Below are 24,579 nucleotides of genomic sequence, written 5' to 3'. Positions count from 1 at the left end.
TTGCTTAGCGTTTGGGGGGTGGTGGTTCTCCAAGCTTCCGAGCCGATCGTCGACACGCGGCGGGCGAGCGCGGCCGTGGCGGCGGCCGGGCTGTCGTCCTTCGCCCTCCTGTACGCGCCCCAGCCGGTGCTGCCCCAGCTCGCCACGGCGTACGGGCTGGACCCGGGCAGCGCCTCACTCGCGATCGGGGTGGCGACCGCGTCCCTGGCCGTGGCGGTGCTGCCGCTGGCGTGGCTGGCGGGGGTGGTCGGGCGGCGGCGGGTGATCCTCTGGTCGGTGGTGGTGTCGGCGGTGATCGGGCTGTTGCTGCCGCTGGCGCCGTCTTTTGCGGTGTTCCTGGTGATGCGGGGGGTGCAGGGGGTGGCGATCGCCGGGTTCGCCGGGGTAGCGGCTGCGTATCTGGCCGATCAGGTCGGTACGGCCCGGCTGGCGGGGGCGGTGGGGGCGATGATCGCGGGTAACTCGGTCGGCGGCATGCTGGGGCGGCTCGGGGCGGGCTTCGCCGCCGGGCCGCTGGGGTGGCACGGGGCGCTGGTGGCGGTGGCCGGGGTGGCGCTGGTGTGCTCGTTGTTCACGGTGGTGGCACTGCCGCGTGGAGAGAGCAGCGCTAGCGAACCTAGCAGCGCTAGCGCGACCGGTGAAGGTGGTGGCGGACTGCGCGGTGATGGCGCTGGTCGCGGTGCTGACGCCGTTGTGGAGCGCGACGTGAGCGGGCGCGACGTGAGCGGGCGCGGCGGGGGTGGGGTGCGGCTCGGGTTGGGGCTGGTGGCGCCGTTCGCCGTGGGGGCGCTGGCGATGGGGGCGTTCGTGGCGCTCTACAACGCGGCCGGTTTCCGGCTGGCCGCGCCGCCGATCTCGCTCAGCCCGGCCGCCGCCTCGCTGGTGTTCCTCTCCTACGCCATGGGCACCGCGTCCTCGGCCGCCGCAGGGCGGTTGGCCGCGCGCATGGGGCGGACCACGGCGCTGGTGGGGGCGCTGGCGGTGACGGTGGTGGGGTCGGTGCTGACCGCGCATCCGTCGTTGCCCGTCATCGCGCTCGGTTTCGCCGTCCTGACCGCCGGGTTCTTCGCCGCGCACGCCATCGCCAACGCCTGGGTGACCGCCGACGCGCCACCGCCCGCCCGGGGCAGGGCCGCCGGCGTCTACACGCTGTGTTACTACCTCGGCAGCGGCGCGGGCGGCACCGCGGGGGCGGTCGTCTACGGGCAGGCGGGCTGGACGTGGCTGATCGTCATGACGTCGGCCTGGCTGCTGCTGGCCGCCCTCGCCGTACTCGTGACGCGACGCAGGCGCGCCCCGGCCGCCCTCCGCGTGAGCGCGTGAAGCAACGTCCCGCGGCCGACGCGACGCGGGCGGGCGACGCAACGCCACCAGCCGACGCGACGCCGACGACCGACGCGACGCCACCGGCCGACGCCAGCGGGCGGCGCGACGCCAGCATCCGAGGGAACTTCTGCGGCCGCCCAGGGCCTCACCGGCTGACGGAACGTTCGAGCGAGTCGGTCAGCCAGGCCACCATGGCCCCGATCGTGGCCTCCTCCCCGCTCACCTCCCCCACCAGCCGCCAGTACCGCCGCACCCGCGGATCCCGATCGGCCGCCACGATCCCCAGCAGCTCACGCCGGAAATCAGGTTTGTCCCCCCGCCCCCGGACGGCGGCGTGCGCGGCCACGAACCGGTCCAGCTCGGGCCCCTCCCGCGGCGCCTCCCCGGCGACCACGCACGGCGCGGCCAGCGTCACCGCCTCACCGACGCCGTGCATCAAGGTGTCCTCGTCGCCGATGGTGCGGGCGTTGGCCAGCGCCCTGGCGCGCAGCCCGGTGCTCAGCGACCGGTCCCCGGCGAGGCGGACGAGCTCGGCGTACGCGACGACCTGGAGCGGGGTCGGGTCGGCGGGCGGCTGGGGCACGGCCATGGACAGGAACGAGGCGTAGATCCCGTCGGAGACGGGCGAGACCAGCTGCCGCCGCCAGAACTGGACCAGCCGCTCGCGCGCGGCGCCCGCGTCCTCCACGGCGGCCAGCAGCTCCAGCCGGGCGGCCCGCTCGGTGGGGCCGGCCTCCTCGACGGCGCGCAGTGCGGCGCGCCGCCAGGCCAGCTCCGCGAGCCGCGCGTCGAGGGCGGCCCGCTCGGCGGACACCGCCTCGGCCATCGACCGTTCGCCGCTGAGCACGTGCGCGATCGCGGTCAGGCCGAGGCCGAGCGCGCGCAGCCGCCTGACCAGGACGAGCCGTTCGACGGCCTCGTGGCCGAACCTGCGATGGTTGCCCGTGCTGCGCACCGAGGTGATGAGGCCCTCGTCGCAGTAGAAGCGGATGGTGCGCACCGGGGCACCCGTCAGCCGGGCCAGCTCCCCGATCCCGAGCGACTCATCGCGCAGCAGCACTTGAACCTCCACCCGACTGGAGTTCCTACGGTAACGGCGTACCCGAGGGAAGAGGAAAAGGAGTGACGTCCATGCCGACTCTGGATTTCGCGCGGCTCGTGGCGGGGCTGCGGGAGCAGACGGAGGGGTTCGCCGGGGCGGTGGCCGGGGGCGATCCGGAGGCCGTGGTGCCGACGTGCCCCGAGTGGCGGCTGCGGACGCTGGTCGCGCACGTCGGGCAGGCCGACCGGTGGGCGGCCGAGCTGGTGCGCAAGGGGGTGCCGGCGCCGGCGCCCGATCCGGCGAAGGTGGATCCCGGCGCTCCCGCCGAGTGGGGGGCGTGGCTGCGGGCGGGCGCCGAGGAGCTGGTCGAGGCCGTGCGGAAGGTGGGGCCGGACAGTGAGGTGTGGTCGTTCGTGGGGCCGGTGCCTGCGGTGTTCTGGCTGCGCAGGATGTGCTGCGAGAGCGCGATCCACCACTACGACGCGGCGCTGACGACCGGGGCCCGGTACGTGATCGCCGATGACCTGGCGGCCGACGTCATCACCGAGGGGGCAGAGCTGATGACGCACCCGCGGGTGGAGACGTTCAAGCCGGAGCTGGCGCTGATGCGGGGGGCGGGGCAGCGGCTGGCGTTCCGGCCGCGCGGGATGGACGGCTGGGTGATCAGCCGGATGCCGGAGGGGCTGCGGTGGGAGCGCGGGAACGGGCCCGGTGACGTGGTGGTGTCGGGGACGGTGACCGAGATCATGCTGGTGCTCTCGCGGCGGGCGCCGGCCGCCGAGGTCAGCGGGGACCGGGCGCTGCTGGAGCACTGGCTGGCGCACAGCGCGTTCTAGCGTTCCGGCGTTCCGGCGTTCCGGCGTTCCGGCGTTCCGGCGTTCCGGCGTTCCGGGCGCGGGTCAGCGGAACGCCGGGACCGTGGGAGGCAGGCCCATCAGGACGGCGCCCGCGGCGTCGTACATCGCCGGGCTGAGGAAGGCGTGCTCCTGCGGCACCAGCGCGTCCCCCAGCAGCGCCTGCAGCGGGTGGTCGCGGTAGATCGCCGCCGTGCCCGACAGCGAGACGACCTTGGCGACCACCTCCGCCGCCGTCCTGGCCAGGTGGGTGGCCGACAGGCGCAGGTGCGCGTTCTGCTCGTCGCTGACCGGACGGCCGTCGAGGAGCGCCTGCCACGCCTCCTCGGCGGCCTCGTAGAAGTAGGCGCGGGCGGCGCGCAGCGTGGCCTCGGCCTCGGCGATGCCGGCGCGGTAGTAGGGGCGGTCGGCCGCACGCGGGGCGCCGGTGATGCTCGCCCGTCCGCCGCCCTCCCGCTCGGCGAGGTCGAGGGCGGCGCGGGCGACGCCGGCGGAGACGATCGAGAACGACTGGGCGGCGTAGGTGATGGCGGGGTAGCGGTAGAGCGGCTCGTCGATCACCGGGGTGCCGCCGCGGATGAACGTCCAGTGCCGGCTGATCTCGACGTCGCGGGCGATCAGGTCGAAGGAGCCGGTGCCCCGCATGCCGACGACGTCCCACTCGCGGACGATCTCCAGCCGCTCGGGCCGCACCAGCGCCCCGCGCGGCTTGCCGGAGGTGGAGTCGTCGCCGGGGATGCCGACGACGAGCACGTCGGCGGCCATGCAGCCGCTGGCGAACCGCCACCGGCCGTTGAGCAGGAAGCCGCGCTCGGTGGGGGTGGCCTCCTGGACGGGGTACAGGCCGCCGGCCAGCACGACGTCGGGGCCGTCGGCGTACAGGGCGGCCTGGGTCTCCAGCGGCAGCGAGCCGAGGTAGACGAGCTGGGCGCCGAAACTGGCCACCCATCCGGTCGAGCCGTCCACGGCCGAGATGCGCTCGATCCTGCGCAGGAACTCGGCCGGCGGCATCGGCTCGCCGCCGAAGCGGCGCGGCGTGGAGACCCGGTAGAGGCCGAGCCGTTTGAGCCGGTCGATGAAGTCCTTGGGGACGTAACGCAGCTCGCGGAACTCCTCGCGGCGGCGGGCCAGCTCCGTGAGCATCTCCTCGAACGTGTCCTCGTCGCGCATCTTCGCCGCTCCTCGTGGCTGCGACCGTCAGGGCGTTCCCGTCACCCCAGACTAGGCGCGCGGGCGCCGCTCAGAGCTCGACGTGCGTGTCGGGATCGCCGCCGAGCCGCCCGCCCGCGTCGAGGGTGTCGAGGCGGGCCAGGTCGTCGGGCGAGAGGCTGAAGTCGAACACCTCGAGGTTCTGCCGCATGCGCAGGGGGTCGGCCGACTTGGGGATGGGCACGGCGCCGCGCTGCACGTGCCAGTGCAGCACGACCTGCGCCGGCGTGCGGCCGTGGGCGGCGGCCAGCTCGGTGACGGCGGGCTCGTCGAGCAGCTTGGAGCCGGCGCCGAGCGGGCTCCACGACTCGGTCACGATGTCGTGCTCCGCGTGCCAGGCGCGCAGCTCGCGCTGGGGGAAGCCGGGGTGCATCTCGACCTGGTTCACGGCCGGGCAGACGCCCGTCTCCTCGATCAGCCGCTCGATCTGCTGCGGGGTGAAGTTGGACACGCCGATCGAGCGGGCCAGGCCCTGCTCGCGCAGGTGCACCAGGGCCCGCCAGGTGTCGGCGTAGAGCCCGCGCCCGGGCAGCGGCCAGTGGATGAGGTAGAGGTCGACGTAGTCGAGGCCGAGCCGGGCCCGGCTCTCCTCGAAGCCGCGCAGGGCGGCGTCGTAGCCGTGGTGGGAGCCACGCAGCTTCGTGGTGACGAACAGCTCCTCGCGCGCCACCGGCGCGTCCGCCACCGCGGCACCGACGCCGCTCTCGTTGCCGTACGCGGCGGCCGTGTCGATGAGCCGGTAGCCGAGCGAGACGGCGTGGGTGACGGCCTGGCGGGCCTCCTCGTCGTTCATCGGCCAGGTGCCGAGGCCCAGGCGCGGCATCGGGCGGCCGTCGGCGAGCATGACTGTCATGATCGTTCCCCCTTGGTGACGCTGACACTCCCCCTTACCCGGTCGCCACACCGGCCAATCTGCCGCAATTTGTCACAGTAACGCTCGGGTTTCCGACTAGTACGGTAGACAACTCGTGGAGGTGTGATGTGCTGACCGTGATCGGCGCGGGCTTTCCGCGCACCGGAACCAGCTCCATGAAGGCCGCACTGGAGCGGCTCGGGTTCGGGCCCTGCTTTCACATGTTCAACATCCTGACCGAACCGGCTCGCGTCGACGACTGGCTGCCGCTGGCGGAGGGCGGCGAGGTCGACTGGGGGAAACTGTTCGACGGGTTCCGCTCGACGCAGGACTGGCCGGCCTCCTTCTTCTGGCGGGAGCTGGCACGGGCGTACCCGGAGGCGAAGGTCGTGCTCACCGTGCGCGACCCGCGCGCCTGGTACGCGAGCATGATGACGCTCATCGAGACCGGGCCCCGGACCATCATGGCGCAGGGCGCCGAGCGGGACCTGCCTCCGGCGGCGCGGGCCGTCTTCGACGGCATGCGGCGGCTGCAGCCCGTGCTCAACCGCATGACCTCCGCGACGTTCGGCCCCGGCAGGACGATGGCCGACGGCCCGGTCGACGAGGACAGCGCCGTGGCCGCGTTCGAGCAGCACGCGGCCACGGTCAAGGCGGGCCTGCCGGCCGAGCGGCTGCTGGTCTTCGACGTGCGGGAGGGCTGGGAGCCGCTGTGCCGCTTCCTCGGCGTGGACGTGCCCGGCGAGCCGTTCCCGCACCTGAACGACGGCAAGTCGATGCAGGAGTTCCTCGGGCGGCTGATGAGCGGCGACGCCTCGCACCCGTCGTTCACCACGAGCGGCGACTAGCGGGCGCTCAGCTCTCCAGATAGCGCAGGATCGCCAGCACGCGCCGGCTGTAGCCGGGGTCGCGGGGCAGGTCGAGCTTGTCCATGATGGCGTTGACGTGCTTCTCGACCGTGCTGAGCGAGACGTGCAGCCGCTCGGCGATGGCGGCGTTCACCAGCCCCTGGGCGAGGTGCCGCAGCACCTCGCCCTCGCGGGGGCTGAGCCTGCTCAAGGGATCGGTACGGGTCGTGCGGGCCAGGAGCTGGCGCACCACCTCGGGGTCGAACGCCGTGCCGCCCGCCCGCACCCGCTCCAGCGACTCCAGGAACTCGGCCACCTCCGAGACCCGGTCCTTCAGCAGGTAGCCGAGCCCCTCGGTGGAGCCGCCCAGCAGCCTGGCGGCGTAGTGCTGCTCGACGTACTGCGACAGGACGAGCACGCCGACGCCCGGCTGCCGCTCGCGGATCTCCAGCGCGGCCCGCAGCCCGTCGTCCTTGTGCTCGGGCGGCATGCGCACGTCGATGACGGCCACGTCGGGGCGGTGCAGGGCGACCGCGTCGAGCAGCGCGGGCGCGTCGCCGACGGCGGCGACCACCTCGTGCCCGGCGTCGGCGAGCAGCCGGGTCAGCCCCTCGCGCAGCAGCACGGAGTCGTCGGCCAGGATCACCCGCACGGCGGCTCCTTGGGCAGCGTGGCGGCGATCCTGGTGGGGCCGCCCGGCGGGCTGTCGACGGTGAACGTGCCGTCGAGCGCCAGGACCCGGCGGGCCAGCCCGGACAGGCCGCTGCCGGACGGGTCGGCGCCGCCCCGGCCGTCGTCGGAGATCGCCACGCTCACCGTCCGCTCGTCCTCGGTCAGGACCACCAGGATGTCATGGGCGCCGGCGTGCTTGACCGCGTTGGTGATGGCCTCGCGGGCCACGAAGTACACCGCGGTCTCGATCTCGGAGGCTGGTCGGGCGGCCAGGCCGTCATGCACGGTCACGGGCACGCCCGCGCGCTCGGCGACGCCGGCGAGGGCGGCGCGCAGGCCCAGCTCGTCGAGCGCGGTGGGGTAGATGCGCCAGGCCACGCTGCGCAGCTCGTCGAGGAGCTGGCGGGACTCGGTGTAGGCCTGGGCGACCAGCTCGGCGACCTGCCGATGGGGGTCACGGCCACCCGCGCCGCCGCCGGCCTGGTCGCGGGTCCCCGCGCCGCCGCCGGCCTGGTCGCGGCGGGCGGTGTCACCGCCGCCCGGGCCGTCGCCGGCCCGGAGGAGGTCGATGGCGTGCCGGGCGCGGCCGAGCAGCATGGCCAGCGCGACGCCGCGCTGCTGCACCCCGTCGTGCAGGTCCCGCTCGATCCTGCGCCGCTCGTCGTCCACCGCCCTGACGATGCCGGACCGGGTCTCGGTCAGCTCGGCGATACGGCGGCGCATCAGCTCCTCGCCGCTGGGGCCGAGGAAACGCGCGGCCAGCCGGCGGTCGAGCGCGGCGAGCGCGGCCACCAGGAGGGCGAGCGCGGCGAGCAGGGCCAGCCCCGCCGTGATGCCGAGCGCGCCACCGTTGGTGACGATCTTCACGCCGGGCAGCTCCAGCGGGACGGGCTCGGAGTCGCCCCAGATCAGGTCCCACGCGCCGCCGGCCAGCAGCAGGACGGCGAGGAACAGGGTGCTGGCGCAGAGGTACCCGCCGAGGACGCCCAGGCCGGCGCGGGCGGCGAGGAAGGTGTACCCGCCGTCGCGCCGCGCCGGCTCGTGACCGAGCCACGTGGACAGGCGGGCGCGTTCCAGCGCCGTGAGCCGGGCCAGCCCGCGTGCGGCGGCCGGCCGCAGCGCGGGGACCAGCGCGGCGGGCGCGGCCACGACCAGGAAGAGCAGCTCGGCCACGCCGAGCGCCGTCCCGAGCAGGACCCCGGCCAGTGAGCGGGCGATGCGGATTCCTGACACGGGCGTGCAGTCTAGGCGTCGCGGCGGCGCAGGACGGCGTACCCCACCGCCACCGCCGCCGCCACCCAGGCCAGCAGCCACCCCAGGCCCTCCCCCGCCGGGTACGGCATGGGCCCGCCGGTGAGGTTCTCCGTGCTGCCCATGAACGCCAGCCCCGCGAACATCGGCATCCGCAGCGAGGCGTCCAGCAGCGCCGGCACCCCGGTCATGAGGATCACCAGCGGCAGCCCCATCAGCAGCATGAACATCACGCTCAGCGTCCCCGCCGCGCTGCGCATCGCCGCCCCGACCCCCAGGGTCAGCACCGACACCAGCGCGTAGAACACGCCCATCCCCGCCAGGTCGGCCACCAGGTCGCCGAAGGGCAGCACCACGAGCCCGCCGAACACCTCGACCGACAGCAGCGCGTACACGGACACTGCGGACACCGCCCCGAAGAGCACCCCGGCCGCGAACATCACCGGCCCGACCACCAGCGCCTTGGCCGCCAGCACCACCCCGCGCGCCGGCGTGGCCTGCAGCGTGGCCCGGATGCCGCCGGAGGCGTACTCGTTGGTGATCACCAGCATGGCCGCCGCCACCAGCGCGAACTGCACGAACGAGGTGGCCGAGACCACGGCCTCGCTGGCGACGATCCGCACGCCGGTCGCGCCGTCGCGCAGCGCGTCGGTGGCGGCCGCGCCGCCCAGGGTGAGGGAGGTGAGCACGCTGAGCGCCAGCGCGCAGGCCAGGCACCACCACGTGGACCTGACCGACCACAGCTTCGCCCACTCGGCCCCGGTCGCCCGCCACAGGGTCCGCGCGTTCACCTGCTCACCCCGTACTCGACGCTGCCCGAGGTCAGCTCCTGGTACGCCTGCTCCAGCGAGGGCTCCTTGGCACGCAGCTCGTGCAGCCGGATCCCCGCCTCGTAGGCCAGATCGCCGACGCGCTCGACCGCGGCCCCGGTGACCTCCAGCTCGTTCTCCCCGAACCGGTCCACCGTCATCCCCGCCCCCCGCAGCAGCGCCGCGAGGTCACCGGCGTGCGGCGTGCGCACCAGCACCGCCGTCAGCGAGCTGGTCGCCAGGACGTCCGCGAGCGGCGCGTCCATGATGAGCCGCCCCTTGCCGATCACCACGAGATGGTCGGCGGTGAGCTGCATCTCGCTCATCAGGTGGCTGGAGACGAACACGGTCCGCCCCTCGGCCGCCAGCGACCGCATCAGCCCGCGCACCCAGCGCACCCCGTCCGGGTCCAGCCCGTTGACGGGCTCGTCGAACATCAGCACCCCGGGGTCGCCCAGCAGCGCCGCCGCGATGCCGAGCCGCTGGCTCATGCCGAGCGACAGCGTGCCGGCCCGCTTGCGGGCCGCCGACGCCATGCCGACGGTCTCCAGCACTTCCTCCACCCTCCGTCGCGGGAGGCCGTTGCTGCGGGCCAGCGCCACCAGATGGGCCCGGCCGCTGCGGCCGGGGTGCACGGCGCGGGCGTCGAGGAGCGCGCCGACGGTGCGCAGCGGGTCGCGGAGGTGCCGGTACGGCACGCCGCCGACGAGCGCGGTGCCGGAGGTGGCGTGGTCGAGGCCGAGGATCAGGCGCATCGTGGTCGACTTGCCGGCGCCGTTCGGCCCGAGGAAGCCGGTGACGGTGCCCGGTTTCAGGTCCAGGGTCAGCTCGTCCACGGCGAGCCTGTCCCCGTATCGCTTGGTCAAACCGCTGAGACGGATCACGTTCGCCCACGCTAGGAGGCCGCGGGGTGCGCCACCATGGGGGCAGCCCGCCGACCTCGATGGCGGGAAACCGTAATCGGGTGGCACGCGTGAAAGGGCTGGGGGGCTTCGGGCAACAACAGGTGTTCAGCGTTCCTGCGACCTCAGTGGAGTTGCCTGCATGGCCGTCCCACCCGATCTCACCGGCCCGCCCGATCCCGGGGCGGACTGGGAGGAGATCTTCACCACGCACTTCGCCGAGATCCATCGTTACATCGCCAGGCGGTTGTCGCCGGATCTCGCCGACGACCTGGCCGCCGAGGTGTTCCTGGCCGCGTACCGGCGGGGTCACGACGCCTCGCGCGGCGCCGTCCGGCCCTGGCTGTACGGCATCGCCACGCATCTCGTGGCCCGGCACCACCGCAGCGAGCTGCGCAAGTGGAAGGCGCTCGGCCGCGCGGCGGAGCGGCTGGAGCACAGCCACGAGGACGCGACCGTCGCGCGGGTGGCGGCGGGCGAGCTGACCGGCAGGCTGGCGGGGGCGCTGGCCGCGCTCAACCGCAGGGACCGTGACGTCGTCCTGCTCAGCGCGCTGGGCGGCCTCAGCCACGCCGAGGTCGCCGCCGCGCTCGACATCCCGGCCGGCACGGTCGCCTCCCGCCTCAACCGCGCCCGTAAGCAGCTGCGCGCGGCGCTCGGCGACGTCAACCCTCTGGAGGTCAACCATGGATGAGCTCGACCTGCTGGCCAAGGCCCTCCCGGACGCGCCGCCACCCTCGCGGGAGGTGGTCGAGCGGGCCCGCACCCGGCTGGCGGCGACCGCGGGGCAGTCCGCGGGGCAGTCCGCGGGGCGGCGCCCGAGGCACCGCCGCGCGTTCTGGGGCTGGACGGCCGTGGCGACCGTCGCCGTCATCACCGCCGTCATCACCGGGGTGTCGGTCCTGGGCCCGGCGCCGGCGCCGGTGATCGTGCCCGACGGCGGCAACGACGCCCTGCTCCACCTCGCCGACGACGTCGCCCGGCTGCCGGACGAGACGGGGGCGTACTGGCGCAGGCCGCTGCTCAACGGCGGCCTGATCAGGGTCGAGGCGGGGGGCGAGGCGTTCAACGTCCTGTACGCCTCGCGCGTGGACCTGTGGCAGCCACGCGATCCGGACGATCCGGTGCAGGTGCGGCAGCGGCAGGAGTACGTGCGTCCGGCCACGCCCGCCGACGAGCGCGTGTGGCAGGCGGCCGGCTCCCCGTCGGCGGTGCAGCGTGTGTGCACGCCCGGCACGCCCGCCAAGCAGTGCGGGAAGCTGCGGATGGGCAGCGAGCCCTCGTCGTGCGTCTACACGCGCGCCACGGAGACGGGCGTCTTCGGCGACCGCCGGCTGGGCGAGCTCACGCTGGCCGACCTCGCGGCGCTGCCCACCGACGTGAACGGGCTGCGCGAGCGGCTGCGCCGCCAGTGGGAGGCGGGCGAGCGGCACGAGAGCTTCGAGGAGTTCCTGCCGGGCGCGTCGGCGCTGCTGGAGATGCCGATCGGCCCGAAGGTGCGGGCGGCCGTCCTGCGCCTGCTGGCCGGGCTGCCGACGACCACGGTGCGCGGGACGGTCGAGGACCCGCTCGGCCGCCGCGGCCTCGCGGTCACCTTCGTCAAGAGCGAGGGCTTCACCACGCAGTTCGGCGCGGACGACGAGGTGGCCGAGCGGTACGTCAACATCCTCGACCCCAGGGCCGGCACCGTCCTGGCGGCCAACGTGTCGATCGCCGCCGAGAGCACGGAGGGGCTCGCCGAGGGCACGTACCTGTACTACGCGGCGTGGGCGCCGGAGGCGGGCTGGACCGACGACCGGCCGGAGCAGCCGCGCGGCTGCAAGCTCAGCAAGCGTCCCATTCCCTGACCGCGACCCGGCAGCGCCGTCACCGGCCGTCCTCCAGGCGCAGCAGGAGGACGGCCGTGTCGTCCGTGCGCTGGTGCTCGGTCGCCGGCTGGACGAGGGCCTCGGCGAGCTCGTGCAGCGGCCGGTCGGGGGCGGGGGTGAAGCGGGCGGCCAGGCTCGCGATGGCGTCGCCGAGGTCGAGGCCGCGCTGCTCGACGAGGCCGTCGGTGTAGAGGGCGAGCACCGAGCCCGGTGGCAGGGGCAGCACGGTGGTGCCGTACTCGGCGGCGGGGTCGATGCCCAGGAGCAGCCCGGTGACCTCGTCGAGGACCCTGGTCGGCGCGCCTGGGATGCTCAGCAGGGGCGGCGGGTGCCCGGCGCCCGCCAGGCAGACGGTGCGCGCGGCCAGGTCGAGCTTGATGTACAGGCAGCTCGTGAACCGGTCGGGGGCCAGCTCGGTCATCAGGCGGTTGGCGTGCGCGAGCACCTCGCCGCAGGTGGCGGTGGTGCTCGCGGTGGCGCGGATGGCGGTGCGCACCTGGCCCATGAGGGCGGCGGCGGTCATGTCGTGGCCCTGGACGTCGCCGATGACGGCGGCGGCCGTCGTGTCGTCGAGGCGGATCACGTCGTAGAAGTCGCCGCCGATGTCCATGCCGGGCGTGGTGGGCAGGTACCTGGCGGCCAGCTCCAGGCCGGGGATCTCGGGCAGGTCGGCGGGCAGCAGCCGCGCCTGCAGGGACTCGGCGAGCTGGTGCTTGTTGTCGTAGAGCCAGGCCCGCTCGAACGCCTGCGCGATGAGCCCGCCGAGGGCGGTGAGCATGGCCCGCTCCGCCTCCCCGAACCGGCGGGGACGGTCGTAGCCCAGCACGCACGTGCCGATGGACTGCCCGGCGGCGGACAGCGGCAGCAGCGCCCACGCGCTCATGCCGTCCACCTGGACGGCGGTGGGGAAGGTCCGCTGGAACTCCCGCCACGTCCCGTAGAACGACGGCCGGTCCCACTGGTAGCCCGGCACCCAGGGCACCGCGTGCACCACCGGCCGGCCGTTGAACGTCGCGATGCCCTCCGGGCTGTAGCCACGCGAGGCGACCACGCGCATGCGCCCGCTCTCCCAGCTCAGGATGGCCAGCGCCTGCGCCCCGGTGACCGGCAGCACGTGGTCGGCCACCAGGTCCACGACGTCCTGCGCGGTGACGGCCTGCGCGAGGCAGGTGGCCAGGTGCAGCATCTCGTGCAGCCCGAGCAGCGGCGGGCGGCCCTCGGCGTCGCTGGAGCCGGCCTCGTGACCGGCGGCGGCGGGCACGATCCGCAGGGTGACGCCGGGGACGCCGGGGAAGCACTCCACCGACAGCAGCCGCCCGTCGGAGTGGCGGGCGGTGAACCGGGTGACGCGGTGGCTGACGACCGCGCCCCGGTAGTGGTCCTCGTACAGGGGGTCGTCCAGCCAGGGCAGCGCCTTGCACAGGCGTCTGCCGATGAGCTGCGACGGGTCGGCGTCGAGGATCTCGGCGGCCTGCGCGGTGACGAGCGTGACGCGGGCCTGCGCGTCCAGGTACAGGTGCCCTTCCGGCAGGCAGTTGAGGCAGGTCAGTGCCGTCAGCCCGGCGGGCTGCCCCGGCCGCAGGGCGTGCACCTGGTCCAGGATGCGGGGCAGCGGCCCCGGCACGACCGGGCGGCCCCGCTCGCTGGCCCGGTGCAGCAGCCGGCCGATCCTGGCGCAGACGTCCTCGATCAGCCGGGTCCTGCCGGAGGTGAGCGCGGCCTCGCCCCCGGTGGGCCAGCCCAGCACGAAGCCGCCCCAGACCGCGCCGCCGGAGCAGAGCGGGGCGAAGGCCATCGCGAAGTCGTACGGCAGCGCCAGCGCCGCCGCCGGGAACCCGCGGGCCAGCGCCATCCGGTCCTGCAGCCACAGCAGCCGCCGCTCGCGCACCGCCACCGAGATGGGCACGCACTCGTTCGTCCTGACCCTGGCCCAGGTGCGGGCGACGGTGGCGGGCAGGCCGATCGTCGCCTCCATCCCGAGCACCTGGCGGGTGCCGTCCAGGACGTACACGCTGCCGATGTGGGCGCCCGCGCTGAACACGGCCTCGATCAGCAGATCGTCGAGGCCGGACGGCTCGGTCCACCCCATACGGGCAGAATACGGACCGACACGTATCGTGATGGCCAAGGCAGGGCTGGTTCCGGCACAAGTTCCGCACCGGCCCGCCGCCCGGCACGTCAGGGCTCGAAGGCGGTCCTGGCCAGGTCGTGGGAGCGGGCCGCGACGTCCTCCTCGGCCCGCCTGAACGCCTCCGTGATCGCCTCGGCCAGCGCCTGGGAGCCCAGCCGCAGCGCGCGGGGGTCGAGGTGCAGCCCCGCCAGCGACCCCGTGGCCGACAGCTCGACGGCGACCTGCCCGCCGGCGCTCTCGCCGCGCCCGGTCGTCTCCCGCAGCAGGCGGCCCACCTCCTCCAGGCGGGTCGTGCGGGCGGCCAGCTCCGCGATGGCGCGGTCCAGCTCGGGGTCACCGGTACGCGGCGGGGTCGTCATGGCGGGCTCCTGGAGATCTCAGCGTTTGAGGAGGAACGCCCTGGGCGCGTGGGCCAGCGCCGAGCGCAGGGCGCCCTCGTCGGACAGGTCCCCGCCGGCCACCAGGGGGTAGACGGTGGCGGCCGACAGGGTGCGGCGGAAGAACTTCCCGGCGGGGCCGGTGCCGAGCACGGTCTCGGTGACCCGCGTCGGCGGGAAGAACTTCCTGGCGTCGCTGAGCCCCTTGATGCCGCCGTTGTAGGCCAGCTCGGCGACGAAGTGCTTGCCGGCGTACGCCCACAGGTCGCCCATCGGCTGCCCGGTGGCGGCGGAGCTGGCCGCGTGCACGCCGGTTTTGAGCCCGGCCCACAGGACCGAGTCCGCCAGCGCGTCGAGCCCCTCGCGCACCACGTAGGCGCCGATCCTGCGCTTGCCCGCGCGCTGCTCCAGGACCGCCTTGGTGATCTTCTGGAAGATCGTGCGCTCCAGCCTGGCCCTGGCCACGAGCCACTTGAACGCCTGCTCGGCGGCGATCCTGGCGACCGGGTAGAGGTAGCCGAACAGCATGGTGAACGCCATGGCGGCGAGCTGGGTGCCGATGATCAGGAGCTGCTCGCGGTGCTGCTCGACGGCCTCGGCGTACTCCTCGCAGCCGGCCGCCAGGTCCTCCAGCTCCTCCTGGAGGGCGGCGTAGCGGGGGCCCAGCTCGTACGGCCACACGTCGGCGAAGCGCGCGACCGTGCGGCTGTCGTTGGCCTGGCGGGCCTCGGCGACGGCGGTCCCGGTGTCGCGGGCGAGCGCCTCGATGCCGGTGGCCAGCTCGCGCAACGCCGTGGCCCTGGCCCGGAGGCTGGTGACGTCGGCCGCCGGCACGTGCACGCCCGCGAACCAGGCCAGCGCCTGGAAGGGGTCGAACATCAGGCGCCCTCCCGCCGGGGCGGCGCCTGCGGGACGGGCGGGGCGGGGACGTCGGGGATCTCGGGCAGGGTGCTGATGATCCGCAGCTCCAGGTAGTCCCACAGGGCGTCGAAGTCACGCAGTCCCGCCGCCGAGGTGAAGCTCTTGTCGGCGATGCGGCGCAGCGCGTCGGCGAGGGAGTCGTAGCCGTCGGCGTACCACTCGGCGAACACGCGGCCCTCCTCGTCGCCGCCCACGAGGTCGGAGGTGGTGGCCAGGGAGGAGGACGCGCGCAGCAGGCCCACGACGTCGTCGCCGGTCCGGTCGAAGCGCCGGGCGAGCCTGCGGATCGACGTCCAGTCGATGAGGACCCCGTCACCACCCGGCTCGCCGGACAAATCCGCCATTGACCCTCCAAGCCGGAAAAATCAGCTAATAGCGGCACGTTAGCGGCCGGACATGTCCCCGGTGTTACTCACTGCGTCAGCCGTGAAAAGTGCGGCCACACTCAGGAGTACGAGGCGTTCATCCACTCGGGCGCCACGTGCAGCAACCCGTCCAGCTCCTCCATCAGGTCGCCGTCCACCGCGTCCCCCGCCCTGGCCAGCTCCTCGACGCGCTCGCACAGCTCCGCCTCGCGGGTCGCGCCGACCGTCGCGCAGGCGCCCTTGAGCCGGTGTGCGAGCCCGGCGGCCGCCGGCTGGTCGCCGTCCCGTACGGCCTGCCTGAGCTGCTCGAACGTGCTGGTGGCGGTCGCCAGGTAGGCCCGTGCCACGTCGGTCAGCGCCTCCTGCGACAGCCCTGCCAGCTCGGGCGGCAGCCCGGCGGAGGCCGTCCACTCCGGGATCCTGGCCAGCACGCGCGGCCAGTCGACCGGCTTGGCCAGGTGGTCGTCCATGCCCGCCTCCAGGCACCGGATCCGGTCGTCCGGCATGGCGGCGGCGGTCATCGCGATGATCGGGGTGTGGGCCTCCTCGCGCTCCCTGATCTCCTCGGTGGCGGCCAGGCCGTCGAGCACGGGCAGCTGGCAGTCCATGAACACCAGGTCGTACCGGCCGGCCAGCACGGCGCTCACGGCCTTGCGGCCGTCGTCGACCACGTGCACCTCGTGCCCGGCCTGGCTCAGCACGAGCATCGCCACCTGGCGGCTCACCTCGTCGTCCTCGGCCACCAGGATCCGCGCGCCCTCGCTCAGCCCGACGGGCTGCGTGCCCTCGCGCGGCTCGCCGGGGCGCTCGGCGATGCCCAGCGCGTTCTCCGCGGCGGCGAGCAGGCGGCGGCGGCTGAGCGGCCGGGTGATCGACTGCACGGCCCGCTCCCCCGCCGCGCCCGGCCAGGCGAACCCGGACCGGCCCGGGGTGACGACCACGATGACGCTGGTGGCCTGCAGCGACGGGTCGTTGAGGATGGCGTCGGCCAGCGAGCGCGGCGCGGCGGGGTCGCCGGGATCCGCGAGCCCGAGGCCGTGCCAGGCCTCGTGCCCGCTGCCCAGGTCGAGGGCGACGACGGCCAGCTCGTACGGCCGCCCGTCCGCGGCGGCGGCCCGCAGGCGCGCCAGCGCCGACGCCTCGTCCCTGGCCTCCTCCACCTCGGCCCCGGCCTGCTCCAGGCAGCGTGCGGCCATTGTGCGGTCCTCCGGGCGCGGGTCGGCGACCAGCGCGCGCCGCCCCTCCAGCGCTCCGGCGCCCGGCTCCGCCCAGGTGAGCACGTCCAGCGGCAGCGTGGCGTAGAACCGGCTGCCCACGCCCTCCACGCTGTCGAGCCCGATCCGCCCGCCCATCAGCTCGACGAGCTGCTTGCTGATGGCCAGCCCGAGCCCGCTGCCGCCGGTCCTGCGCGTGATCGGCGAGTCCACCTGGCGGAAGACGCCGAACACGCGCTCCCTGTCCCGCTCCCCGACCCCGATGCCGGTGTCGGCCACCGCGAACCTGAGCACCACCCGGTCCGCGCCCGGCTCGCCCTCGTCCAGCGCCACGTGCAGGTCCACGCCGCCCTGGACGGTGAACTTCAGCGCGTTGCCGACCAGGTTCGTCAGCACCTGGCGCAGCCGGGCCGGGTCGCCGGACACCTGGCGCGGCACGTTCTCGTCGAGCCGCAGCGTCAGCCAGAGCCCCTGCTCGTAGGCGTGCGGCGCGAACGGCGCCACGACCTCGTCGCACAGACGCGGCAGGTCGAACGGCACGGCCTCCACCTGGAGGTGCCCGGCCTCGATCCTGGACAGGTCGAGGAAGTCGTCGAGCAGGCGCAGCACGTTGTGCGCCGACTCCTGGGCGGTGCTGGCGTAGTAACGCTGCTCCTCGTCCAGGCGGGTGCCCATGAGCAGGGAGTTCATGCCGAGCACGCCGTTGATGGGGGTGCGGATCTCGTGGCTGATCTTGGCCACGAACTCGGACTTGGCGCTGGAGGCGCTGATCGCCTCGTCCCTGGCCGCGGCCAGCTCGACGGCCGACCTGGACAGCTCGGCGGCGTACTCCGACAGCGTGGCCTGCGCCCGGCGGCGGCCCCTGGTGGAGTGGATCTGCAGGCCGAGGCCGATGAGGATGAGCAGGGCGAGCAGGAGCGCGACGGTGAGCACGTTCGTGCGCAGCTTCTCGGTGGAGGCCAGCGCCTCGGCGACGGAGACCTCGGCGGTGACCGTCCAGCCGATGCCGGGGATGGGCTCGGAGGCCGACAGGACGGTGCCGTCGATGCCCCGGAACTCGCCGCTCCACGCCTGTCCCGCCAGCGCGGCGTCCACCCGGGGGTCCTCGCGCAGGGACGTCAGCGCGAACAGCTTCCTGCCCGGGTCGGCGACCAGCACGCCGGCCCTGTCGGTGATGAGCAGCCGGATGTCCTGCGCGTCGGCGGCGTCCTCGGCGAACTCCTGGATGGCGTCGAGGCTGTAGACGACGGTGAACATGCCCAGCATGCGCAGGCCGTCGGCGCTCGGGATGGGCGCGGCCACCGCGACCGCCCTCGACACGCCTACCATGGTGGGTGTGTACGCCTGCGAGACGTGGGCCTGGCGCCGGTCGCGCACCGCGCGATACCAGTCGGTGGTCGTGATGTCCTGCGGCAGCACGGTGGGCGGCTCCGCGCGCCTGATCTTGCCCTCGGGAGAGTTGACGATCAGGCCGCTGACCCCGTCGCGCAGCCGCTCCAGCTCGCCGAGCCAGTCACGCATCGTGGCGCTGGTGACCTCGTTGACCGCCTCGCGCACCTGGGGCCGCTGGGCGAAGGCGGTGACGAGCTGCTTGAGGGAGTTCATCTGCTGCTCCACCACGACCCTGCTGACGGACGCGGTGGTCCTGACGCGCTCGCGGACCTCGTCGGTCATCGCGTTCTCCGACAGCGAGATGCTGGACGAGGTGAGCAGCGCCAAGGGCAGCAGTCCGAGTAACGTCCACAGGGCCGTCACCGCGAGCAACCATCGCACGGGCGTCCGTCCCTCCCCCCACTCGCTCGGGTACAGATTAGGAGGAAACCGGCGCTCGCGCCGGTTCCCCGTGAGCAGAAAGAGCAAAAGGTGATCTTTTTTATTAAAACCCGCTTAAGCTGCAGTGATCTACCTGAATGACGAGGAGCGTGGCGGTGCCTGAGCTCAGGGACATCACCGTTCTCATCGTGGACGACGACCCGGTCGTCACGGCGGCCCTGCACGCGCAGGTCAACCGGGTGCTCGGGTTCAGGGTCGTGGGCATCGCGCACACCGGGCACGCCGCGCTGGCCGCGGCCGGCCGGTTCGCGCCCCGCCTGGTCCTGCTCGATCTGCACCTCCCTGATATGCCCGGTCTGGAGGTCGCGCACCGGCTGCGCCGCCCCGACCAGCCGCCCGCCGACGTCATCGTGATCTCCGGGCGCAAGGAGTCGGCGACGGTCCGCGCCGCCATCCAGCGCGGCGCCCTCAACTACCTGGTCAAGCCGACCAGGGCGGGCACCCTGGAGCAGGCCCTGCTCCGCTACGCCGCCACGGTCAGGCAGCTGGAGTCCGAGGCCCGCTTCACCGACCAGCAGGAGATCGACAACCTGTTCCGCTCGCTCCACCTCGACGTGGGCACCCGCCCCAAGAGCATCTCCGCCTCCACCGAGCAGGCGGTGCTGGACGCGTTGACGGCGGTCGAGGACGCCTCCGCCGACGAGCTGGCGGCCAGGATCGGCGTCAGCCGCGCCACCGCCCGCCGCTACCTGGAACATCTGGCCGAGCGGGGGCTGGTGGAGGGCCGGCCGAAGTACGGGACGACGGGGCGGCCGCAGCACCGGTACCGCATCCGATGAGGGCGCTGCGCGCGTTAGTGGTGGCCGTGCTGGTCGGCGTGCTGCCCACCGCCTGCGGCGAGGCCAACGCCTTCCCCGAGGACACCACGATGTCCCGCATCAGGGAGCGCGGCATCCTGACCGTGGGCATCAAGTTCGACCAGCCGATCTTCGGTTACAAGGACCCCGCCAGCGGGCGGATCACCGGGTTCGACGCCGAGGTGGCCCGGCTGGTCGCCAGGGACCTGACCGGCAGCGAGCGCAACATCCGCTTCGTCGAGACGGTGTCGGGCGAGCGCGAGAACTTCATCGAGCAGGGCGTGGTCGACCTCGTCATCGCCACCTACTCGATCACGGAGACCCGCGCCCGCCGGGTCACGTTCACCGACCCGTACTACTACGCGGGTCAGGACCTGCTGGTCCGGGTCGGCGACTCCACCATCAACGGGGTCTCCGACCTGAAGGGCAAGACCGTGTGCACCGCGCGCGGCTCCACCTCGGTCGAGCGGCTGCGCACCACGATGCCCGGCATCCACCTGGCGGAGGTGGACGCGTACAGCATCTGCGTGCCCGCGCTGATCGCCGGGCGGGTGGACGCGGTGAGCACCGACGACACCATCCTGCTCGGCCTGTACGCCCAGCACCCCGACACGCTGCGGCTGGTCGGCAAGCCGTTCGCGCGCGAGCCGTACGGGATGGGCATGCGCAAGCAGGACACCGCCTTCCGCGACTACCTCAACGGGCTGATCGCGCGCTGGCTGTGCAACGGCGAGTGGGACCGCGCCTACATGGCCACCGTCGGGGTCTCCGGCACCACCTCCGAATCCGCCAAGCCGGCGCCTCGCCGGGCCAATTGCTGAGCAGAACGATCACAAGCCTTTCGGCGACACATGCGGCTCCTACGGTTACGCCAACGCTGACCGAGACAAGGAGCGTGACGCATGAGCCAGGCGGACCTGATCGTCCTGGACCAGGTCAACAAGCGCTACGGCGATCATCACGTGCTCAAGGACGTGAACCTGACCGTTCGGCAGGGCGAGGTCGTGGTGATCATCGGCCCGTCCGGGGCGGGAAAGTCCACCCTGTGCCGCGCGATCAACCGGCTGGAGACGATCGACTCCGGCACGATCAGTCTCGACGGGACCCCGCTGCCGGCTGAGGGCAAGGAGCTGGCCCGGCTGCGTGCCGAGGTCGGCATGGTGTTCCAGTCGTTCAACCTCTTCGCGCACAAGACCGTCCTGGACAACGTCGTCCTCGGGCAGGTCCACGTGCTCAAGCGGTCCAGGGACGAGGCCGTGCGCAAGGCCAGGGAGCTGCTCGACCGGGTCGGGATCGGCGGCCAGGCCGCCAAGTTCCCCGCCCAGCTGTCCGGCGGGCAGCAGCAGCGGGTGGCCATCGCCAGGGCGCTGGCCATGGACCCGAAGGCCATCCTGTTCGACGAGCCCACCTCCGCGCTCGACCCCGAGATGGTCAACGAGGTGCTGGACGTCATGACGGGCCTGGCCCGCGAGGGCATGACCATGGTCGTCGTCACCCACGAGATGGGCTTCGCCCGCCGGGCGGCCGACCGGGTCGTCTTCATGGCCGACGGCGAGATCGTCGAGCAGAACACCCCCGACACCTTCTTCGGCGCGCCCAGCAGCGACCGCGCCCAGTCCTTCCTCGCCAAGATCCTGACTCACTGAGGAGTTGTCATGTTCGGCAGATCCCTTTTCGCCGTGTTCGCCGTTGTGGCCGTCGCCTCCGGGTGCGGGGGTGGTTCCGAGAGCTACGCCTCCATCGTGGACAAGGCCAAGAACGACAAGAAGCTGGTGATCGGCGTGAAGGCCGACCAGCCCGGCCTCGGCCTGCGCACACCTGACGGCAGCTTCACCGGTTTCGACGTCGAGGTCGCCAAGTACGTGGCCAAGCAGCTCGGCGTGGAGCCCAGCGGCATCACGTTCAAGGAGACCGTGTCGGCCAACCGGGAGGCGTTCATCGAGCAGGGCCAGGTGGACATGGTGGTGGCCACCTACTCGATCACCGACGCGCGCAAGCAGAAGGTGTCCTTCGCCGGGCCGTACTTCGTGGCCGGGCAGGACCTGCTGGTCCGCGCCGACGACGGGGCGCTGACCGGCCCCGAGGCGCTCAACGGCAAGAAGCTGTGCTCGGTCGCCGGCTCCACGCCCGCACAGAAGGTCAAGACGGAGTACGCCAAGGAGGTGCAGCTCCAGGAGGAGCGCACGTACTCGGCGTGCGTGGACCGGGTGCTCGGCGGCCAGCTCGACGCCATCACCACCGACAACGTGATCCTGGCCGGCTACGCCGCGCAGCACTCCGGCAAGCTCAAGGTGGTCGGCAAGACGTTCAGCACCGAGAAGTACGGCATCGGGCTGAAGAAGGACGACACCGCCGGGCGCAAGGCGATCAACGACGCGCTGGAGAAGATGTTCTCCGACGGCAGCTGGACCAAGGCGCTGCAGGCCAGCGTGGGCGCCTCCGGCTTCACCCTGCCCCAGGCCCCGCAGCTCGAGCGGTACTGATGCAGGCGCTGCTCACCGAGGGCGGCACCATCCTGGCCGCCTTCTGGATGACCGTACGGCTGGCGGCGGTCAGCGCGCTCGGCTCGCTGGTGCTGGGCACGCTGCTGACCGCCATGCGGGTGGCCCCGCTGGCCTCCCTGCGGGCCACCGCCACCGTGTACGTGACCGTGGCCCGCAACACCCCGCTGACCCTGGTGCTGCTGTTCACCGGCCTGGGCATCGGCGCGAACCTGGGCCTCGAACTGTCCGACGACATCGCGACCAACAACTTCTGGCTCGCCGTCATCGGCCTGACCGCCTACACCTCGGCGTTCGTGTGCGAGGCGCTGCGCTCCGGGCTCAACACGGTGCCCGTGGGGCAGGCGGAGGCGGCCCGCTCGCTGGGGCTCGGCTTCGTCAAGACGCTGGCGCTGATCACGCTGCCGCAGGCGTTCCGCGCGGTGGTGGCGCCGCTGGGCAGCATCCTCATCGCGCTGACGAAGAACACCACGATCGCCCTGGTGGTGGGGGTCGCGGAGGCGTCGGTGCGGATGCGGGAGCTGATCGAGACGTACGGCGACCAGGTCATTGAGATCTTCCTCGGCTTCGCCGCCGGGTTCGTGGTGCTGTGCCTGCCGATGGGGTTGTTGTTCGGCTGGTTGTCCAAGCGGATGGCGGTGGCCCGATGACGTACGCGAACCTCTACGAGCGGCCGGGCCCGCGCGGCGTGCGCCGCAACCGGCTGCTGACGGCGCTCGTCGCGGCGGCGCTGCTGGCGGTGGCGGCCTTCGTCTACGTGCGCTTCGACGAGAAGGGCCAGTGGGCGGCGGAGAAGTGGACGCCGCTGCTGCGGGCCGACGTGTGGGCCACGTTCATCCTGCCCGGTCTGGCGGGCACGCTGGCGGCGGCCGTCGCCGGGGTGGTGCTGGCCGCGCTGTTCGGGCTGGTGTTCGCCGTCGCCCGGCTGTCGGAGCACCGGTGGATCCGGGTGCCGGCGGCCATGGTGGTGGAGTTCTTCCGGTCCGTGCCGCTGCTGCTGCTGATCTTCTTCGCCTTCTTCGGGTCGTTCGTGCTGATCGGCGTGAACATCTCGGCGTTCGCCGCCGTGGTGTTCGGGCTGACCCTCTACAACGGGTCGGTGATCGCGGAGATCGTCCGGGCCGGGGTGCTCAGCCTGCCGAAGGGGCAGCGGGAGGCGGCGTACGCGGTGGGCATGCGCAAGGGGCAGGTGATGCGGCTCGTGCTGCTGCCCCAGGCCGTCAAGGCCATGCTGCCCGCGCTGATCAGCCAGTTCGTGGTGCTGCTGAAGGACTCGGCGCTGGGGCTGATCGTGGGCTACGACGAGCTGGTGGACAGGGGGCTGAACGGGATCGCGGCCAACTTCTCCAACGTCATCCCGGCGGCCGTCCTCATCGCCGCCATCTTCATCCTGATCAACATGGGGCTGGACCGGCTGGCGCACCGCCTCGGCGCCTCCTCGCGGCGGTCGTGAGGCCGGTCATGATGGGTGCATGCCGATCTCCCCTGGCCCCTTCGCCGGCCGCACCCTGACCGATCTCGCCACCGGCCTGCGTGACAGGCGCGTCACCGCCATCGAGCTGGTCAAGCAGGCACTCGACACCGCTGACACGCTCGGCCGGGCGCTGAACGCGTTCGTCACCGTGGACGCCGACGGCGCGTTCGAGGCGGCCGGGCGCGCGGACGCGGAGCTGGCCGCCGGCGTCGACAGGGGGCCGCTGCACGGCCTCCCTGTCGCGGTCAAGGACCTGATCATGGTGGCGGGGCTGCCCGCGACGATGGGCTCGCGGCACTTCGCCGAGCACGTGCCCGCCACCGACGCCGAGTGCGTGACGCGGCTGCGCGAGGCGGGGGCGGTCATCGTGGGCAAGACGACGACGCACGAGTTCGCGTACGGGCCCACCGGCGACCGCTCCGCCCACGGCCCCACGCGCAACCCCCGCGACCCGGCGCACATGTCGGGCGGCTCCAGCGGCGGCAGCGCGGCGGCCGTGGCGGCGGGCATCGTCCCGCTCGCGATCGGCACCGACACGGGCGGGTCCGTGCGCATCCCGGCGGCCCTGTGCGGGATCGCCGGGTTCAAGCCCGCGTACGGGGCGATCCCGGCCGGCGGGGTGTTCCCCCTGTCGCGCAGCTACGACCACGTGGGCGTGCTGGCGGGCACGGCGGAGGACTGCCTGACCGCCTACCGCTGCCTGGCCGGAGACGTGCCGGGGCCGGACGCCGCGGCGCGGGTGGGGTGGGTGGATCCGGCCGGGTTCTTCGACGGGGATCCCCGGGTGACGCGGGCCGTGCGCGCGGTGGCCGGTGACCTGGAGGAGGTGGGGCTGCCCGAGGGGTTCGCCGAGGAGGTGCGCGAGACGTACACGGTGGTGCAGAGCTGCGAGACGGCCGCCGTGCACGCCGAGCGGCTGGCGCGGGCGCCCGAGCTGTTCGACCCCGAGGTGCTGGAGCGGCTGCGGGCCGCCGCGGAGGTGCCCGGGTGGCGGCACGTGCGGGCGCTGGAGTCCAGGGAGCGGCTGGCCGGGATGACCGGCGCGCTGTTCGCGGGGCACGACGTGCTCGCGATGCCGGCCGTGCCGATCGTCGCGCCGCTGGTCGGCGAGCGTGAGGTCGTGCTGGACGGGCGGGCGGTCGCGGTGCGTCCTGCGTTGCTCGCGCTGACCACCCCGTGGAACGTGCTCGGCCTGCCCGCGCTGACCGTGCCCGCCGGGGAGGTGGCCGGGCTGCCGGTGGGGCTGCAGCTCGTCTGCCGCCCTGGCGACGAGCGGCACCTGTTCACGACCGCCGCCCGGCTCGCACTCCGCTGAGATGACGCCCTGGGACG

24 protein-coding genes are annotated in these 24,579 nt (G+C 73.4%); 12 read left to right on the top strand and 12 right to left on the bottom strand.

Annotated features, from left to right (window positions below; translation table 11 throughout):
• Positions 1–18: 18 nt before the first annotated feature.
• Positions 19–1,323, top strand: coding sequence for an MFS transporter (locus LCN96_RS56600; RefSeq protein ID WP_263657501.1), 1,305 nt, complete (start codon positions 19–21; stop codon positions 1,321–1,323).
• 148 nt (positions 1,324–1,471) lie between these two features.
• Here LCN96_RS56600 and LCN96_RS21580 read toward each other — a convergent pair whose 3' ends face one another.
• Positions 1,472–2,386 carry a MerR family transcriptional regulator gene (locus LCN96_RS21580; protein WP_225274673.1) on the bottom strand — a complete coding sequence of 305 codons (915 nt, stop codon included), beginning with the start codon at positions 2,384–2,386 and terminating at the stop codon, positions 1,472–1,474.
• A gap of 71 nt (positions 2,387–2,457) precedes the next feature.
• Between LCN96_RS21580 and LCN96_RS21575 the strand changes: the two genes are divergently transcribed.
• Positions 2,458–3,204, top strand: coding sequence for a maleylpyruvate isomerase family mycothiol-dependent enzyme (locus LCN96_RS21575; protein ID WP_225274672.1), 747 nt, complete (start codon positions 2,458–2,460; stop codon positions 3,202–3,204).
• A gap of 63 nt (positions 3,205–3,267) precedes the next feature.
• Here the strand turns inward: LCN96_RS21575 and LCN96_RS21570 are convergent, their stop codons facing one another.
• Both LCN96_RS21570 and LCN96_RS21565 read right to left on the bottom strand, forming a co-directional pair.
• Positions 3,268–4,392, bottom strand: coding sequence for an acyl-CoA dehydrogenase family protein (locus LCN96_RS21570; protein WP_225274671.1), 1,125 nt, complete (start codon positions 4,390–4,392; stop codon positions 3,268–3,270).
• Positions 4,393–4,462: 70 nt separating this feature from the next.
• Positions 4,463–5,284, bottom strand: coding sequence for an aldo/keto reductase (locus LCN96_RS21565; RefSeq protein ID WP_311132364.1), 822 nt, complete (start codon positions 5,282–5,284; stop codon positions 4,463–4,465).
• Between the two features lie 128 nt (positions 5,285–5,412).
• Between LCN96_RS21565 and LCN96_RS21560 the strand changes: the two genes are divergently transcribed.
• Positions 5,413–6,132, top strand: a complete 720-nt coding sequence (locus tag LCN96_RS21560) for a sulfotransferase family protein (RefSeq protein WP_225274670.1) — start codon at positions 5,413–5,415, stop codon at positions 6,130–6,132.
• A gap of 7 nt (positions 6,133–6,139) precedes the next feature.
• Here LCN96_RS21560 and LCN96_RS21555 read toward each other — a convergent pair whose 3' ends face one another.
• From LCN96_RS21555 to LCN96_RS21540, 4 genes are read right to left on the bottom strand one after another with little or no spacing between them, the layout of a single operon-like run.
• Positions 6,140–6,784, bottom strand: coding sequence for a response regulator (locus tag LCN96_RS21555; protein WP_225274669.1), 645 nt, complete (start codon positions 6,782–6,784; stop codon positions 6,140–6,142).
• A complete protein-coding gene (locus LCN96_RS21550) occupies positions 6,775–8,037 on the bottom strand; it encodes a sensor histidine kinase (protein WP_225274668.1) in 1,263 nt (420 codons plus the stop codon). Before LCN96_RS21550 ends, LCN96_RS21555 begins: the two co-directional genes overlap by 10 nt.
• An 11-nt stretch (positions 8,038–8,048) precedes the next feature.
• Entirely contained in the window at positions 8,049–8,846 is a 798-nt protein-coding gene (locus LCN96_RS21545; RefSeq protein WP_225274667.1) for an ABC transporter permease, read from the bottom strand.
• On the bottom strand, positions 8,843–9,748 hold the full coding sequence (locus tag LCN96_RS21540) for an ATP-binding cassette domain-containing protein (RefSeq protein WP_225274666.1): 906 nt from the start codon (positions 9,746–9,748) through the stop codon (positions 8,843–8,845). Before LCN96_RS21540 ends, LCN96_RS21545 begins: the two co-directional genes overlap by 4 nt.
• Positions 9,749–9,908: 160 nt before the next feature.
• Between LCN96_RS21540 and LCN96_RS21535 the strand changes: the two genes are divergently transcribed.
• Together LCN96_RS21535 and LCN96_RS21530 are read left to right on the top strand one after the other, a co-directional pair.
• Positions 9,909–10,460, top strand: a complete 552-nt coding sequence (locus tag LCN96_RS21535; protein ID WP_225274665.1) for an RNA polymerase sigma factor — start codon at positions 9,909–9,911, stop codon at positions 10,458–10,460.
• Positions 10,453–11,613 (top strand): CU044_5270 family protein, encoded by a 1,161-nt coding sequence (locus LCN96_RS21530; protein WP_225274664.1) that lies wholly within the window; start codon positions 10,453–10,455, stop codon positions 11,611–11,613. The genes LCN96_RS21535 and LCN96_RS21530 overlap by 8 nt, the downstream gene beginning before the upstream one ends.
• 19 nt (positions 11,614–11,632) lie before the next feature.
• Here LCN96_RS21530 and LCN96_RS21525 read toward each other — a convergent pair whose 3' ends face one another.
• From LCN96_RS21525 to LCN96_RS21505, 5 genes are all read right to left on the bottom strand, one after another.
• Positions 11,633–13,723: a SpoIIE family protein phosphatase gene (locus tag LCN96_RS21525; protein WP_225274663.1), complete on the bottom strand. Its 2,091-nt coding sequence runs from the start codon at positions 13,721–13,723 to the stop codon at positions 11,633–11,635.
• Positions 13,724–13,812: 89 nt separating this feature from the next.
• Positions 13,813–14,124, bottom strand: coding sequence for a YbaB/EbfC family nucleoid-associated protein (locus LCN96_RS21520; RefSeq protein WP_225274662.1), 312 nt, complete (start codon positions 14,122–14,124; stop codon positions 13,813–13,815).
• An 18-nt stretch (positions 14,125–14,142) separates the two neighbouring features.
• Positions 14,143–15,021 (bottom strand): WXG100-like domain-containing protein, encoded by an 879-nt coding sequence (locus LCN96_RS21515; protein ID WP_225274661.1) that lies wholly within the window; start codon positions 15,019–15,021, stop codon positions 14,143–14,145.
• Positions 15,021–15,407 carry a hypothetical protein gene (locus LCN96_RS21510; protein WP_225274660.1) on the bottom strand — a complete coding sequence of 129 codons (387 nt, stop codon included), beginning with the start codon at positions 15,405–15,407 and terminating at the stop codon, positions 15,021–15,023. The genes LCN96_RS21515 and LCN96_RS21510 overlap by 1 nt, the downstream gene beginning before the upstream one ends.
• A gap of 101 nt (positions 15,408–15,508) precedes the next feature.
• The gene (locus LCN96_RS21505) at positions 15,509–18,415 is read right to left on the bottom strand and encodes a hybrid sensor histidine kinase/response regulator (protein WP_225274659.1); all 2,907 of its coding nucleotides are present in this window, start codon (positions 18,413–18,415) and stop codon (positions 15,509–15,511) included.
• 155 nt (positions 18,416–18,570) lie between these two features.
• On the opposite strand from LCN96_RS21505, the gene LCN96_RS21500 reads away from it, so the two are divergent.
• From LCN96_RS21500 to LCN96_RS21470, 7 genes are all read left to right on the top strand, one after another.
• On the top strand, positions 18,571–19,254 hold the full coding sequence (locus tag LCN96_RS21500) for a response regulator (RefSeq protein ID WP_225274658.1): 684 nt from the start codon (positions 18,571–18,573) through the stop codon (positions 19,252–19,254).
• Positions 19,251–20,093, top strand: coding sequence for a glutamate ABC transporter substrate-binding protein (locus tag LCN96_RS21495; RefSeq protein ID WP_225274657.1), 843 nt, complete (start codon positions 19,251–19,253; stop codon positions 20,091–20,093). The genes LCN96_RS21500 and LCN96_RS21495 overlap by 4 nt, the downstream gene beginning before the upstream one ends.
• Positions 20,094–20,174: 81 nt before the next feature.
• Entirely contained in the window at positions 20,175–20,918 is a 744-nt protein-coding gene (locus LCN96_RS21490) for an amino acid ABC transporter ATP-binding protein (RefSeq protein ID WP_311132361.1), read from the top strand.
• A 9-nt stretch (positions 20,919–20,927) separates the two neighbouring features.
• Complete coding sequence (locus LCN96_RS21485; protein ID WP_225274656.1) at positions 20,928–21,755, top strand: glutamate ABC transporter substrate-binding protein; 828 nt, start codon at positions 20,928–20,930, stop codon at positions 21,753–21,755.
• On the top strand, positions 21,755–22,423 hold the full coding sequence (locus LCN96_RS21480) for an amino acid ABC transporter permease (protein ID WP_225274655.1): 669 nt from the start codon (positions 21,755–21,757) through the stop codon (positions 22,421–22,423). Before LCN96_RS21485 ends, LCN96_RS21480 begins: the two co-directional genes overlap by 1 nt.
• Complete coding sequence (locus LCN96_RS21475) at positions 22,420–23,226, top strand: amino acid ABC transporter permease (RefSeq protein WP_225274654.1); 807 nt, start codon at positions 22,420–22,422, stop codon at positions 23,224–23,226. Before LCN96_RS21480 ends, LCN96_RS21475 begins: the two co-directional genes overlap by 4 nt.
• Before the next feature lie 19 nt (positions 23,227–23,245).
• Positions 23,246–24,562 (top strand): amidase, encoded by a 1,317-nt coding sequence (locus tag LCN96_RS21470; RefSeq protein WP_225274653.1) that lies wholly within the window; start codon positions 23,246–23,248, stop codon positions 24,560–24,562.
• The last annotated feature ends 17 nt before the right edge of the window (positions 24,563–24,579 follow it).

The sequence above is a fragment of the Nonomuraea gerenzanensis genome (genome assembly GCF_020215645.1).
Taxonomy (GTDB): Bacteria; Actinomycetota; Actinomycetes; order Streptosporangiales; family Streptosporangiaceae; genus Nonomuraea; species Nonomuraea gerenzanensis.
Note: the sequence above shows the minus strand (reverse complement) of the source record. Positions and strands in the feature narration are given on the sequence as shown.

Coding starts and splice junctions, on each gene's coding strand:
- LCN96_RS21575 (WP_225274672.1), top strand. CDS start 2,458: ATGCCGACTCTGGATTTCGCGCGGCTCGTGGCGGGGCTGCGGGAGCAG.
- LCN96_RS21570 (WP_225274671.1), bottom strand. CDS start 4,392: ATGCGCGACGAGGACACGTTCGAGGAGATGCTCACGGAGCTGGCCCGC.
- LCN96_RS21565 (WP_311132364.1), bottom strand. CDS start 5,284: ATGACAGTCATGCTCGCCGACGGCCGCCCGATGCCGCGCCTGGGCCTC.
- LCN96_RS21535 (WP_225274665.1), top strand. CDS start 9,909: ATGGCCGTCCCACCCGATCTCACCGGCCCGCCCGATCCCGGGGCGGAC.
- LCN96_RS21530 (WP_225274664.1), top strand. CDS start 10,453: ATGGATGAGCTCGACCTGCTGGCCAAGGCCCTCCCGGACGCGCCGCCA.
- LCN96_RS21525 (WP_225274663.1), bottom strand. CDS start 13,723: ATGGGGTGGACCGAGCCGTCCGGCCTCGACGATCTGCTGATCGAGGCC.
- LCN96_RS21520 (WP_225274662.1), bottom strand. CDS start 14,124: ATGACGACCCCGCCGCGTACCGGTGACCCCGAGCTGGACCGCGCCATC.
- LCN96_RS21515 (WP_225274661.1), bottom strand. CDS start 15,021: ATGTTCGACCCCTTCCAGGCGCTGGCCTGGTTCGCGGGCGTGCACGTG.
- LCN96_RS21510 (WP_225274660.1), bottom strand. CDS start 15,407: ATGGCGGATTTGTCCGGCGAGCCGGGTGGTGACGGGGTCCTCATCGAC.
- LCN96_RS21495 (WP_225274657.1), top strand. CDS start 19,251: ATGAGGGCGCTGCGCGCGTTAGTGGTGGCCGTGCTGGTCGGCGTGCTG.
- LCN96_RS21490 (WP_311132361.1), top strand. CDS start 20,175: ATGAGCCAGGCGGACCTGATCGTCCTGGACCAGGTCAACAAGCGCTAC.
- LCN96_RS21485 (WP_225274656.1), top strand. CDS start 20,928: ATGTTCGGCAGATCCCTTTTCGCCGTGTTCGCCGTTGTGGCCGTCGCC.
- LCN96_RS21480 (WP_225274655.1), top strand. CDS start 21,755: ATGCAGGCGCTGCTCACCGAGGGCGGCACCATCCTGGCCGCCTTCTGG.
- LCN96_RS21475 (WP_225274654.1), top strand. CDS start 22,420: ATGACGTACGCGAACCTCTACGAGCGGCCGGGCCCGCGCGGCGTGCGC.
- LCN96_RS21470 (WP_225274653.1), top strand. CDS start 23,246: ATGCCGATCTCCCCTGGCCCCTTCGCCGGCCGCACCCTGACCGATCTC.